Source organism: Pseudoalteromonas qingdaonensis (assembly GCF_038739665.1).
Lineage (GTDB): Bacteria > Pseudomonadota > Gammaproteobacteria > Enterobacterales > Alteromonadaceae > Pseudoalteromonas > Pseudoalteromonas qingdaonensis.
In genome coordinates this window covers 136,649-150,557 of record NZ_JBCGCU010000001.1, presented here as the reverse complement: position 1 = coordinate 150,557, position 13,909 = coordinate 136,649, and the positions used below count along the sequence as shown (strand labels likewise).

The 13,909-nt window shown below is 50.7% G+C and carries 11 protein-coding genes; 8 read left to right on the top strand and 3 right to left on the bottom strand.

What is annotated here, in order from left to right; genetic code table 11:
- Positions 1-53 precede the first annotated feature (53 nt).
- Entirely contained in the window at positions 54-2,885 is a 2,832-nt protein-coding gene (gene glnE / locus WCN91_RS00675) for a bifunctional [glutamate--ammonia ligase]-adenylyl-L-tyrosine phosphorylase/[glutamate--ammonia-ligase] adenylyltransferase (RefSeq protein WP_342675507.1), read from the top strand.
- Positions 2,886-2,892: 7 nt separating this feature from the next.
- Here the strand turns inward: glnE and WCN91_RS00670 are convergent, their stop codons facing one another.
- The 3 genes from WCN91_RS00670 to tolC form a co-directional block, all read right to left on the bottom strand.
- The gene (locus WCN91_RS00670; protein ID WP_342675506.1) at positions 2,893-3,465 is read right to left on the bottom strand and encodes a TcpQ domain-containing protein; all 573 of its coding nucleotides are present in this window, start codon (positions 3,463-3,465) and stop codon (positions 2,893-2,895) included.
- Positions 3,466-3,509: 44 nt separating this feature from the next.
- Positions 3,510-4,442, bottom strand: a complete 933-nt coding sequence (lpxL, locus tag WCN91_RS00665; protein ID WP_425415991.1) for an LpxL/LpxP family Kdo(2)-lipid IV(A) lauroyl/palmitoleoyl acyltransferase — start codon at positions 4,440-4,442, stop codon at positions 3,510-3,512.
- Positions 4,443-4,526: 84 nt separating this feature from the next.
- Positions 4,527-5,888 (bottom strand): outer membrane channel protein TolC, encoded by a 1,362-nt coding sequence (gene tolC / locus WCN91_RS00660; RefSeq protein WP_342675505.1) that lies wholly within the window; start codon positions 5,886-5,888, stop codon positions 4,527-4,529.
- A gap of 183 nt (positions 5,889-6,071) precedes the next feature.
- On the opposite strand from tolC, the gene nudF reads away from it, so the two are divergent.
- The 7 genes from nudF (at position 6,072) to parC (ending at position 13,887) form a co-directional block, all read left to right on the top strand.
- A complete protein-coding gene (gene nudF, locus WCN91_RS00655; RefSeq protein WP_342675504.1) occupies positions 6,072-6,695 on the top strand; it encodes an ADP-ribose diphosphatase in 624 nt (207 codons plus the stop codon).
- The gene (locus WCN91_RS00650) at positions 6,692-7,147 is read left to right on the top strand and encodes a DUF1249 domain-containing protein (protein ID WP_105199623.1); all 456 of its coding nucleotides are present in this window, start codon (positions 6,692-6,694) and stop codon (positions 7,145-7,147) included. The genes nudF and WCN91_RS00650 overlap by 4 nt, the downstream gene beginning before the upstream one ends.
- Complete coding sequence (locus WCN91_RS00645) at positions 7,134-7,910, top strand: metallophosphoesterase (protein ID WP_342675836.1); 777 nt, start codon at positions 7,134-7,136, stop codon at positions 7,908-7,910. Before WCN91_RS00650 ends, WCN91_RS00645 begins: the two co-directional genes overlap by 14 nt.
- Positions 7,895-8,464 (top strand): YqiA/YcfP family alpha/beta fold hydrolase, encoded by a 570-nt coding sequence (locus WCN91_RS00640; RefSeq protein ID WP_342675503.1) that lies wholly within the window; start codon positions 7,895-7,897, stop codon positions 8,462-8,464. The genes WCN91_RS00645 and WCN91_RS00640 overlap by 16 nt, the downstream gene beginning before the upstream one ends.
- 19 nt (positions 8,465-8,483) lie before the next feature.
- Positions 8,484-10,379: a DNA topoisomerase IV subunit B gene (gene parE / locus WCN91_RS00635; protein WP_342675502.1), complete on the top strand. Its 1,896-nt coding sequence runs from the start codon at positions 8,484-8,486 to the stop codon at positions 10,377-10,379.
- Between the two features lie 99 nt (positions 10,380-10,478).
- Positions 10,479-11,573: a PQQ-dependent sugar dehydrogenase gene (locus WCN91_RS00630; RefSeq protein WP_342675501.1), complete on the top strand. Its 1,095-nt coding sequence runs from the start codon at positions 10,479-10,481 to the stop codon at positions 11,571-11,573.
- Positions 11,574-11,589: 16 nt separating this feature from the next.
- Complete coding sequence (gene parC, locus WCN91_RS00625; RefSeq protein WP_342675500.1) at positions 11,590-13,887, top strand: DNA topoisomerase IV subunit A; 2,298 nt, start codon at positions 11,590-11,592, stop codon at positions 13,885-13,887.
- Positions 13,888-13,909: the final 22 nt, after the last annotated feature.

Sequence of the window (13,909 nt, the reverse complement as noted above, 5' to 3'; positions counted from 1 at the left end):
AACTTTGACTTTATTCTAGTACGCTTGGCCCTAACTTAAAAGAGAGCTATTTCATGCCAGCCGCCATAACTATTCCCTCACTATTACAACAACTTGGTGAAAGCCGCTATCAAGAGATATATAACCAGCAGGAAGCCGATGCGCCCTTGCAGGCGCCATTAGTGCAATTACTGGCGCTCAGCGACTTTGCCTATAAGGTGCTCAGCGCCCATCCGCACTGGGGTCAGTGGCTGCTCGCTCCCGAGCAACAAGCATCCTATCCGGCGCCCGAGGTTTTTAATGAGCCTTTGGCAGATCTTGATGATGCCCAAGCGCAGCGCCGCTTGCGTTTGTATCGTCAGCAATATTGGTTGCATGTGGCTTACCTGGATTTGGTGTGTAAAAACGATATTGCCGACTCCATGCGCTATGTCTCCGAATTGAGTGATAAGTTGATCGATGCCGCTAATTGCTGGGCCTATGCGCAGGTGGCCAGGCTTAATGGTGAGCCGCTGGATGAGCAGGGCGAGCGCCTACCTATGATGATTTTAGGCATGGGCAAGCTCGGGGGATTTGAGCTTAATTATTCTTCGGATATAGATTTAATCTTCACCTATCCGCGCTCGGTGCCAACCCAGGGCGGACGTCGCAGCATAGAAGCTCAGGTGTTTTATACCAAGGTGGCGCAAAAGGTGATTGCGGCGCTGGATCAGCACACCGCCGATGGTCGGGTATTTCGCGTCGATATGCGCCTGCGCCCCTTTGGTGACAGTGGCCCCTTGGTGATGAGCTTTGCTGCTATGGAAGATTATTATCAGGAGCAGGGGCGTGAGTGGGAGCGCTATGCCATGCTTAAAGGCCGCTTGATCGGCACGGCTAATGCTTATCATCAGGAATTTTATACCCTGCTGCGACCCTTTGTTTATCGTCGTTATATTGATTTTTCTGTGATTGAGTCGTTGCGTAAGATGAAATCGCTTATCGCCCAGGAGGTAAGGCGTAAGGGCTTGGTCGATAATATTAAGCTCGGTGCCGGGGGTATTCGCGAGGTGGAGTTCGTGGTGCAGGCGCTGCAGCTTATTCGCGGTGGCCGCGAGCGACAATTGCAAACTCCGGGGCTGCATCAGGCGCTTAAGGCGCTAACCGCCTTGACGGTATTCAACGATGACCAATATCAGCAACTGTGGCACGACTACGCCTTGTTGCGCCGGGTTGAACAATATTTACAAGCCATTGCCGATCAGCAAACCCAGCAGTTGCCGGATAATGAGCAGGATTGGCTGCGTCTGAGTTACTTACTGGGCGAGGCCGATGAAGCGGGGGCGCGAGCTCTTATTGATGCCGCCATGGCGCGCATTCGCACTGAATTTGAACAGGTTATAGGGTTTGAGCAGGAACCCAGCGCCACGGTGGACAGCAGTTATGTGCTGGCCTGGGAGCACGGCGATATTGAGGCGCTCAGCGATGTAATTCTAAACTCGGAGCAAAGGCAGAGCTGGCAGGCGCCTTTGCAGCATTTTCGTGAGCGGGTCAGCAAGCAGCCCATCGGCAAGCGCGGCCGCGATACCCTGGACAAGCTGATGCCTCAGGTTTTGGCGCAGCTACAAAAAATCAGCGCCAGCGGTGAGGTCTTTGCCTTAGTTGCTAATGTGCTCGATAAAATCATGTCGCGTACCACCTATTTAGAGCTCTTATTGGAAAACCCAGGAGCCTTGCAGCAATTGGTGCGCTTGTGTGCCCACAGCCGTTGGATAGGGGAGCAAATTGCCCATCATCCTATTTTGCTTGATGAACTGATTGACCCAGCTGAGCTCTACAAGCCTTTGCCCTTGGATGCCTATACCAATGAGATCCGCCAATATTTCCTGCGTATTGATGAGCAGGACCTTGAGCTGCAAATGGAAGCCCTGCGCCAGTTTAAACAAACCCAGCAGCTACGCATTGCTGCCGCCGATGCCACCGGGGTGTTGCCGTTAATGAAGGTGAGTGATCACTTGACCGCCTTAGCGCAGGCCATAGTCGAGCAAGCAGTGAATCTGGCCTGGCAGCAAATGGTGGCGCGTTTTGGTCGCCCCGAGGGTACAGGCGATGAGCACAAGGGGTTTGCGGTTATCGCCTATGGTAAGGCGGGTGGCTTAGAGCTGGGTTATGACTCGGATCTCGACCTGGTGTTTGTCCATAATCATGATGGCGACTCCAATACCGATGGCGATAAGCAGATCTCCTCCCGCCAGTTTTATTTAAAGCTGGCGCAGCGATTAATGCATTTGTTCAATACCCGCACCAGCTCAGGTATCTTATATGAGCTGGATACCCGGTTACGCCCCGAGGGCTCATCCGGCCTGCTGGCCATTAATATCGAAAGCTTTTTGCATTATCAGCAGACTCAGGCCTGGACATGGGAGCATCAGGCTTTGGTGCGGGCTCGGGTGATCTATGGCGCTCAGGTATTGGCGACGCGTTTTGAGGAAATACGCCACAGCATACTGACGCAGAGCCGCGAGCGGGTGCAATTACAACAAGATGTGCAGCAGATGCGCGAGAAAATGCGCCAGCATCTAAGTCGGGATAACGAGCTCTTATTCGACCTTAAGCAAGGCCATGGCGGCATGACGGACATAGAGTTTATTACCCAGTATCTGGTGCTGGCTTATGCCGCCGAGCATCCGCAGCTGGTGACCTACTCGGATAATATCCGCATTTTAGAAATCGCCGCGGCCTATGATTGCATTAGTGAAGGTGAGGCGCAGCAGCTGATCCATGCCTATTGCCATTACCGCGGTCTCTATCATGTATTGAGTTTGCGTAACCAGGATAAGTTGGTGGCTAAGGCGCAGGTGCAACAGGAAATTGCTAGCGTCAGTGCGATTTGGGCGGCCTTGTTATCACCGCCTCAAACCGATTAAGGCTTCCTTAGCGGGCAACGGTTTTAATACAGTTGTCCCGCACATAGGCGGAGGGGCGCTCGGTGATCAGAGCTGCTCTTTGCTGATGGCAAAAATAGGTTTGCACATCATTTTCAAAGTCGCTGTCGATGGCTTTGCCTACCTGATGCAAGGTGGCGACAAAGGTGTCGTCGACACGAAACTGATGCTTAATTACGTAGTCTTTGTCCAAGTGCCAGTAGAAGGCCACACCTTCTTCTTGAGCAAAATCAGACAGGGCTTTTTTTAAGGTCCCCCCAGCGCTAAAACGGCGGGTTTTAACGCTGCCTTGCCAGCGTAAGTCGGTGCCTTGTACCGCGACCTGGCGTTGGCTGAGCAGGGTATCTAGATCATTTCCTGAAGTGCCGAGTTCAATCACATACTTATCGCGCTCGGTGGCGCTATGCACCGAGCTTTTAATGCTGGCATAAAACTGGGATAACCCAGAGGCGGCGGCATTGTCCTGCTGGTTTTTAAACATGGGCCCGTCGGTGAGCAAAAAGTAACCGGCGGCAAAGAGCAGGATTGCCGCCAAAGATAAATGTTTAAGCCAAAACCACATTAGTACACCTTCCTTATTATTTTTATTATTTAGGAACCCGGCTTTTAGCGGTAATACGAGGGCGCATTCTCATCAGGGCGTGTTTTAAAACGCCTATGCAACCACATATACTGCTCTGGGGCCATATTGATGGCTTGCTCCATGCGCTGGTTGACCGCAGTCACGTCAGCCACCTCATCGCCGCTGGGGAAATTCTCAAGTGCAGGTTGCACCGCTAAATGGTATTTACCTTGCTCATCGCGACGAGTGCTGATGCTAAGTGTTTGACAGTAACTACTGGAGGCAAAAATCAGTGTGCCCGTGGTGCTGGCAGCATCGGGTACGGCAAAAAACGGGGCAAATACGCTGCGCTTGCGGCCATAGTCCTGATCCGGCAAGTAGTAACAAAACTTTTTATCTTTAAGCGCCTTAAGCAGGCTTTTTACATCACGTTTGCCCACCAGGTATTCGTTGGAGCGCAAACGCCCCTTGGTAGTGAAGTAGTCCATCAGGGCATTGTTATGGGGGCGGTAAAAGCCAATGCCCTTACGTTTTACACCCATGACGCGTGACGCCATTTCCAAATGCAGCATGTGCGGCACCAATAATAATACGCCCTTACCCTGTTGATGGGCGGCATCCACATGCTCTAAACCTGTTACTGAGCCTAACACGCGCTTAATGCGCCACTCGGGCCACCACCAGGCCATGGCGCTTTCAAAAATGGCCATGCCGGTGTTTTCCATGTTTTTAAGCACCATAGCGGTTTGCTCTTGGCTGCTTAGCTCGGGGTAGCACAGGGCGATATTCACTTCGGCGATTTTACGACGCTTTTTCATTAAGCGGTAAACCAGGCGGCCAAGTGCTCTTCCTAGCGCCAGTTGCCAGGATTGGGGTAACCAACTGAGAGTATAAAGTAAGAAAATGGATAGCCAACTAGGCCAGTATTTTGGGGCAAAAAAAGCCAGTTGGAAGGATGTTTTATTAACCACAAGCATTGATATTTATCATGACGAATGGCGCTCAGTATACGTTAAATTGACAAAACAAAGCCAGCGCTGAGGCTGGCTTTGTTAGCAATGTTAGTTTTGTGCTTTTAGGCCCTGATTGATGGCTTCTAAATCTTCTGCCGTCAGGGTGCCTGCCGCTTGTTTCAGCGCCAGGGTTGATACCACATAGCGATAACGCACGTTAGCCAGGTTACGCTTAGCGTTGTACAGGTTCTGCGTGCTGACCAATACGTCAACTATGGTACGAGTACCTACTTCAAAACCGGCTTCGGTTGCCTGCAATGCGCTTTGTGCTGAGATCACCGCTTGCTCAAGAGCCTTGTAAGTGGCGATATCCGATACCACCTGGTTGTATGAGGTGATGGTAGAGCGGGTTACTGCACGCAGTGTTGCTTCTAAGTCTTCACTGGCGGCTACAAATAAAGAGCGTGCCTGCTTGGTTGATGCAACTGTGGCACCACCTGAGTATAGCGGTAAGTTAAAGCTCAGGCCAACGGTGGTTTGATCTTCACGTGGTACATGATCACGGTTGAAGGTGCTGCCCATGGTGTTGATCTCAGTATCTGTCAATGAATCGCCGTAAGACGCGTTCAAAAACAGTGTTGGATAGTGACCGGCTTGCGCCAGGTCAATCTGCTGCTTGGCGATATCAACCGTGGCTTTAGACACTTGCAACTCTAGGTTGTTTTGCTTGGCCAGCTCAACGAAATCAGTGTTTTGCTTGGTTGGTTTTACGGTCGAGAAGGTCTCTGTGTCGAGGGTATCCAACTTGGCATGGTATTTACCTGTGATTTCACGTAGTTGCTCACGGGCTGTTTCCACATCATTGGTGGCAACGATTTCACGGGCTACCGAGTTATCAAACTGTGCCTGTGCTTCGTGCACATCGGTAATAGCCGTAAGGCCCACGGCAAAACGTTGCTTGGTTTGCTCTAACTGACGCTCAATGGCGCGCTTTTCTGCCTGTACAAATTCCAAGGTGTCGATGGCGCTAAGCACATTAAAGTAGCCTTGCGATACACGTACGATCAGGGCTTGTTGTGCCAGGTCATAAACGGTTTGCTGTTGCAGCGCTTGTTTGTCGGCGATATCCAGTGAACGCCAGGCATTTAGATTGAAAATGGCTTGGTTAAGGCTGATCTGACGAGAAAAAGTATCGCGCTCGGTATCAAGAGACATTAACTGACCCGAATCTGTGTCGATATCGTAGCCGTCACTGTCGGTCTTGTTATAACCCATGGAAAAGTCGACTTGCGGTAACAAGGCACTTAAGGCTCGGTCTGTGTTATGCTGTTGTGCTTCGGCATTGGCCTTGGCTTTAAGAACCACAGGGTCATTTTCAAGGGCAATTTGATAAACCTGGAGCAGGTCTTCAGCATGACTGTAAGAGCTAAAGCTAAGCGCTAGCAATGTCGTCAACAGTGTCTTTTTCATTATCAGTACAGTCCTTAGGAATATATTGCGAATTATCTGCATGTTATCGTGTTTGGGCACGATATTGAAAAGTAAAAGCGTAAATAATATATGCTTAAGTGTAACAGAATTTATATTTAGAGGAAGGGTAAACGGTATCGTTTATTCTTGTTTTTGTGACTTAACGTAATCGGTCTGTTTTATATGAATAAAATCAGTAGTTTTAAAAATCAGGACGTGCAGATTGAAAGCACAGAAAGAGTCTTCAATGGCTTCTTTAAAGTGGATAAGTACCGATTTAACCATGCCCTTTTTGCCGGTGGGCGCAGCGGCACTATAGAGCGGGAAATATTTGAACGGGGTCATGCGGTAGCTGTCTTACCCTATGATCCTCGTAGTCGTCAGGTGCTATTGGTGGAGCAGATCCGCATCGCCGCCATGGATAGTAAAGACAGTCCCTGGTTACTGGAGTGCATTGCCGGCATGGCCGATGGCAGCGAAGATTATCAAGCCGTGGTGCGCAAAGAAGCACAGGAAGAAGCCGGACTGAATCTTGGCGAACTGGAATTTATGCTCTCGTATTTATCCAGCCCCGGAGGCACCAGCGAGCGCCTGTATTTATATTTGGCGCCAACGGATCTCAGTGAGGCCGGCGGCATTTTCGGTTTGGATCATGAGGGCGAAGATATTAAGGTACATGTGTTGGACCTGGATGATGCCCTGGCCCGCTTAAACAGTGGTGAAATAGATAACGCCGCTACTGTGATCAGTCTGCAATGGCTGGCACTGAACGAGCAGCGAATATTGGAGCAGTGGAATAAACCGTGACGGTACAAAGAAAAGCCGGGTATATACAATCTTTACCCAAGTATCTCACTCTATGTGAGCGCAATTATGCCAATGTACTGCGTATTCTCCCCGAGCAGCAAAGCCGGGGGGCATCGCGCTTGTTGGATATTCGTCATGAGCGCTACCAAGTGGACATAGAGCAAACGGCTAAGTACACCACGGATATTTGTATTACTCAGGTGCGTGGCGCTATCGCCGGTATGTTTACGCCGCCGATGAATGTGCGCATCTATCATGATGCCCGGGTGGCCGAAGTGGTGCACCCGGATTACCACAGTCGCATTAAGCCGACCTATGGCTATCCCAATGCGAACATGCATCAAAAAGATGAAAAGTATCAGGTCAATGCGTTTTTACACGACTGGCTGACGTTTTGTATTTCACACGGCGAGGCGGTATTGGATTGGGATTGTGGCAGTGATCTGGTTTAAAGAACATCTTATCAGCGCGGCCAAGCCGCTGCATTTCGGTCACTTTACCGACAGCCATGTGTTTGCCGATAAAAATGGCGAATACTTTAATGTTAATTGCGCTGAGCATTTGATGAAAACCCTGGCGGCCATGGCCGAAGAAGAGTTCGACTTTGTGGTTTTTGGTGGCGACCTAACCCAGGACCATACGCCCGAGTCCTATCAATTGTTTGCCGAGCTGGTGGCAAAGAGTCCGCTCAGCTGCCCGGTATTCTGGGTGCCTGGCAATCACGATGAATTAACCCATTTACACAGCATCAGCCAAGGGCAAATCCAGGCCTGTAAACGCATTAGCCACCCTTATGCGCAACTGCTTCTTATCAACACCAAGGGCACCACGCCATCGGGTTGGGTGAGCAAGTCGCACCTGCAAGAGATTAAAGAGGTGCTTGCCGAGAGCCATGCCCCGCATATTTTAATTGGTCACCATCATCCCTTGCCAGTGCGCGGTTATATCGACAAACATATCCTGGAAAATGGCGCTCAAATGCTGGATATACTCAGCGAGTATCCCCAGGTACAGGCCCTAGTGCACGGTCATGCCCATAACGAGTATGAGCGCGTTTATGAAGGGGTGAGTATATACGGCACACCGGCCACTTCGATTCAATTTACCAAGCACACCCAGGATTGGCAGCAACAAAGCATGGGCCCAGCCTATCGCCGTCTGCGGGTGGAGCAGGATGGATTACTTAAGACTCAGGTAGTATGGCTAGCAAATTAATCTATATCCATGGTTTTAATAGCTCGGAGCTATCGCAAAAGGCGGTGCAATTAGGCGAATATCTATCGGCTTGGCCTGGGCAATATCTGGTGCCGCGTTTAAGTCACGACCCAAAAACTGCCATCGCTCAGCTTGAACAGCATCTTGATCAAGACACCGCCTTAATTGGCAGCTCCCTGGGCGGCTTTTATGCCACCTACTTATCACAAACTCATGGCTTGCCTGCGGTGGTGGTCAATCCTGCGGTGCACCCGGCGCGCTTGTTTAGTGAGTATTTAGGGCCGCAATACAATCCTTATCAGGACTATCATTACCAGTTGGATAAAACACACTTACAGGCGCTGGACGAACTTTATTTAGAGCAATTAACTTCCCCCGAGCTACTGTTTTTGTTACAACAACAAGGTGATGAAGTGTTACCCTATAGGCAAGCCGTAGACTACTACCAAGCCTGCCAACAGGTTGTTGAACCCGGCGGCGAACACCGCTTTGTAGGATTTGAGCGCTATTTTGGCGCCATTACGCGATTCTTAAATATCACCCTAACCACATAGGCTGTTAACGAATAAAAATATGAGCCAGCAGAACTATAACGCCGAAGCAATTGAAGTATTAAATGGTCTGGATCCGGTAAAACGCCGTCCGGGCATGTATACAGATACCACCCGTCCTAACCACCTGGGTCAAGAAGTGATCGACAACAGTGTCGACGAAGCCTTGGCCGGCCATGCCAGCAAGGTGGATGTGATCCTCCATGAAGATAATTCCCTTGAGGTTATCGATGATGGCCGGGGTATGCCGGTTGATATTCACCCGGAAGAAGGGATCCCCGGGGTTGAGCTGATCCTCACCAAGTTGCACGCCGGTGGTAAATTCTCCAATAAAAACTACCAGTTCTCTGGTGGTTTGCACGGTGTGGGTATTTCCGTTGTAAACGCCTTATCGACCCGGGTTGAAGTTACGGTACGCCGCGACGGCCAGGTGTATGAAATTGCTTTTGCCAATGGTGATAAGGTGCAAGACTTGCACGTCACTGGCACCGTGGGTAAGCGTAACACCGGCACCTCGGTTCGTTTTTGGCCCGATGCCTCTTATTTCGACTCGGCCAACTTCTCACTGACCAAATTAAACCATGTGCTTAAGGCCAAGGCGGTACTGTGCCCGGGTCTGCGCATTCGCTTTATCAATAAGCAAACCAAGGAAACTCAAGAGTGGTTCTACGAGGCCGGCCTTCAGGACTATATCAAGGACGCCACCAAGGGCTATGAAACCCTGCCACAACAGCCCTTTACCGGTGAATTCAGCGGTAACACAGAAGGGGTAGACTGGGCCTTGTTATGGCTGCCCGAAGGCGGGGAGTCTATTACCGAAAGCTATGTAAACCTTATTCCCACGGCTCAGGGCGGTACTCATGTTAACGGTTTACGCCAGGGCCTGCTTGAGGCCATGCGCGAGTTTTGTGAGTTTCGTAACCTATTACCACGAGGCGTACGCCTAACTCCAGAAGATATCTGGGATAAGTGTTCCTACGTGTTGTCGGTGAAAATGCAGGATCCACAATTTGCCGGACAAACCAAAGAAAAACTATCGTCGCGCCAATGTGCGGCCTTTGTTTCCGGAGTGGTAAAAGACTCCTTTAGCCTGTGGTTAAACGAACATACAGACGTGGCCGAGCTCTTGGCTGAGCTCTGTATCAGCAATGCCCAGCGCCGTATGCGCGCGGCGAAAAAGGTGGTGCGTAAAAAGGTCACCCAAGGGCCGGCATTACCGGGCAAGCTCACCGACTGTAGCAGCAGCGAGATAGAGCGCACCGAAATCTTCTTAGTGGAAGGTGACTCGGCGGGCGGCTCAGCGAAGCAGGCTCGTGACAGAGATTTTCAGGCGATCATGCCGCTGCGCGGTAAGATACTGAACACCTGGGAAGTGGAGTCGGGACAGATCCTGGCCTCCCAAGAGGTGCATGATATTTCCGTGGCTTTGGGTATAGACCCTGATAGTGAAGACTTAAGTTCGCTGCGCTATGGCAAGGTGTGTATTTTGGCCGATGCGGACTCCGACGGACTGCATATTGCCACCTTGTTATGTGCGCTGTTTGTAAAGCATTTCCCATCTCTGGTACGCCAGGGGCATGTTTATGTGGCCATGCCACCTCTGTATCGTATTGATGTGGGTAAAGAGGTGTTCTACGCCCTCGATGAAGATGAAAAAACCGGGATCCTGGATCGTATCGAAGCAGAGAAAAAGCGCGGTAAGATTAACGTACAGCGCTTTAAAGGTTTGGGTGAAATGAACCCGCTGCAACTGCGTGAAACAACCATGGATCCCAATACCCGTCGCTTGGTGCAGTTAACCTTGGACGAGCCAGAGCAGACCGAAGAAGTAATGGACATGCTGCTGGCGAAAAAGCGCTCCGGCGATCGCCGTCAGTGGTTGGAAAACCATGGCGACAAGGCCGAAGTAGAACTGTAAAAAGTCGAACAGTAAAAAGTCGAACAGTAAGAAGTTGAACTGTAGATAACAGCAATCTGGGTGCCCTGTAGCGGCGCCAATAAACAGAGTGAGGTTTTCATGGGTAATAAAATTTTCAGTATCTTATTGGGTTTGGCCTTTGTTGGCAGCGCCCAGGCCACGGATATTACCGAGCGCTTATCTGTACCCGAAGGCTTTAGCATCAAGCCGTATGCCTTAAATGTAGATAATGCCCGTCAATTGGCATTATCAGACACGGGCATTGTCTATGCGGGCTCTCGCCAGGCCGGTAAGCTGCATGCATTAATCGACGCGGATAAAGACGGTCAGGCGGAGCGTCAGGTATTGATAGCCAAGGGCTTGAATTTACCCTCAGGCATTGCCTTTAAGGATGGTGACTTGTATGTCGCCGAGGTTGAGCGCATCGTGCGTTTTAAAGACATAGACAACAAGCTGGATAAGGCTGAAATGGAAGTGGTGTTTGACCAGCTTCCGGACAAGCGCCATCACGGCTGGAAGTTTATTCGTTTTTCTCCTCAGGGTGATTTAATTATTCCGGTCGGTGTGCCTTGTAATGTCTGCGCTGAAGACCCTGAATTTGGTCTGCTTTATTCGCTGGATTTAAAGAGCAAAAAAGCCACCACCATAGCCAGGGGCGTACGAAATTCGGTGGGTTTTGATTACCACCCGCGAACTGGCAATTTATGGTTTAGCGATAATGGCCGCGACATGATGGGCGATGATATTCCACCCTGTGAGATCAATGTGATCACCGAAGATGGGCAACATTTTGGTTTCCCTTATTTTCATGGTGGCACCATTGCCGATCCTGAATTCGGCAAGGGCAAGAATATCAGCGATTATGTGCAGCCGGCCCTTAATTTGGACGCTCATGTGGCGCCATTGGGGATTCATTTCTATACCGGCGAGCAGTTCCCTGCCAAGTATAAAAATCAGCTATTTGTGGCCGAGCATGGTTCGTGGAACCGCAGTAAAAAAGCGGGTTACCGGGTTATGGTTGCGAGCATTGAAGGCGATAAGGTGACCGGATATACACCTTTTATTACCGGCTTTATGGAAAATGAGCAAACCTATGGCCGTCCGGTGGCCATGGTGCAAATGCCCGATGGCAGCCTGCTGGTCTCTGACGACTACGCCAATGCCATCTACCGCGTGCAATATAACAAAAAGTAAGTTTGGATAACGAGCAATGACACAAACAACGACCTTGTCACAACAAGGCATAGAGCAGCTTACTATGGGGCGTTTTACCGAAGACGCCTATCTTAACTATTCCATGTACGTGATCATGGACCGCGCCTTGCCCCATATTGGCGATGGCCTCAAACCGGTACAACGCCGCATTGTTTATGCGATGAGCGAGCTGGGCTTATCGGCGGCGGCAAAATATAAGAAATCAGCCCGTACCGTGGGTGACGTTTTAGGTAAGTATCACCCTCATGGTGATAGCGCCTGTTATGAAGCCATGGTATTGATGGCCCAGCCATTTTCCTACCGCTACCCGCTGGTGGATGGGCAGGGTAACTGGGGTGCGGCGGACGATCCTAAGTCCTTCGCGGCCATGCGTTATACCGAAGCGCGTTTATCTAAATTCTCCGAGGTGCTGCTTAAAGAGCTAGGCCAGGGCACGGTAGACTGGACGCCGAACTTTGACGGCACCATGAAAGAGCCACTGGTATTGCCGGCTCGTTTACCGCACATTCTATTAAACGGGGTAACAGGTATCGCCGTTGGTATGGCCACGGATATTCCGCCTCATAACGTGCGCGAGTTGGCTGAGGCCTGTTGTCTGTTGCTTGATAAACCAAAAGCCGAATTAGCCGAGCTGTTACAGCTGGTTAAGGCGCCGGATTATCCCACCGAAGCGGAAATTATTACCCCGCAAGCGGATATAGAGAAGATGTACACCACGGGCCGTGGTTCGCTAAAAATGCGTGCCAAGTACCATGTAGAGCAAGGCGAGATAGTGATCACTGCGCTGCCGCATCAGTGCTCGGGTGCCAAGGTGTTGGAGCAAATCGCTAATCAGATGACGGCGAAAAAGCTGCCCATGGTGGCGGATTTACGCGATGAGTCGGATCATGAAAACCCGACTCGCATAGTCGTAGTGCCGCGTTCGAATCGCATTAAGGTGGAGCCGCTGATGGCGCACCTGTTTGCGACCACAGATCTTGAGAAAAACTACCGCGTTAACCTCAATATGATAGGCCTGGATGGTCGTCCTCAGGTTAAAGACTTGCGCAGCATCCTGGCTGAGTGGCTAGAGTTCCGCCGTGATACCGTGCGTCGCCGTCTTCAGTATCGCCTTGATAAGGTCTTGGCGCGCCTGCATATACTTGAAGGTTTGATGATTGCCTTCCTCAATATTGATGAAGTGATCGCCATTATCCGTAGCGAGGATGAGCCTAAGCCGGTATTAATGGAGCGTTTTGCTTTAACGGAAACGCAAGCCGAAGCCATTTTAGACTTAAAACTTCGTCATTTGGCTAAGTTAGAAGAGATGAAAATCCGTGGCGAGCAGGATGAGCTGGCCAAAGAGCGTGACAAATTAGAGCTGACTTTAGGCTCAGAGCGCCGTATGTCGACGCTGATGAAAAAGGAAATTCAAGAAGCGGCAGAGCTGTACGGTGACGAACGTCGCTCGCCTGTAGTTGAGCGCGAAGAAGCCAAGGCGCTGAGTGAGAAGGATCTTATTCCTTCTGAGCCGGTGACCGTAGTGCTTTCTGAAAAAGGCTGGGCCCGTGTGGCCAAGGGCCATGATGTGGATGCCGAAGGTTTGAGTTATCGCTCTGGCGATAAATTTAAGGCCAGCGCCAAGGGCAGGAGTAACCAGCCCGCGGTGTTCCTTGACTCCAGTGGTCGCGCCTTTGCCACCGACGCCCACAGTCTGCCGTCCGCGCGCAGTCAGGGTGAGCCCATGTCCGGGCGCTTTAATATCGCTGCAGGGGCAACTTTGGAGCACACGGTTATGGCAGATAATGAGCAGATGCTGCTGATGGCCAGCGATGCTGGTTATGGTTTTGTCGCTGAATTTAACGATCTGGTCAGTAAAAACAAAAACGGTAAGGCGCTAGTAAGCATTCCAAAAGGTGGTTTACTGATGCAGCCTATCGCCGTGGGTGATATTGCCAGTGACTATTGTATGGCGATATCCAGCGAGGGTCGTATGCTCTTGTTCCCGCTGCGCGATCTTCCTAAGCTGGCTAAGGGTAAGGGCAATAAGATTATTTCCATTCCAAGTGCCAAGGTACAGGCCCGTGAGGAATTTGTGAAATTGCTGGCTGTGGTGCCCGAAGGCGCCAGCGTGACCTTGCTTGCCGGTAAGCGCAAGCTGACGTTAAAACCAAGCGATTTAGAGCACTACCATGGAGAGCGAGGCCGCCGCGGTAATAAACTGCCCCGTGGCTTACAAAGAGTAGATGGCTGTGAAATAGAATTCACAGGCAGTACGCCAGAGCCGGAAGCGGTGGAAACAACGGAAGAATAAAAGAGAGGGCGGTAGCCCTCTT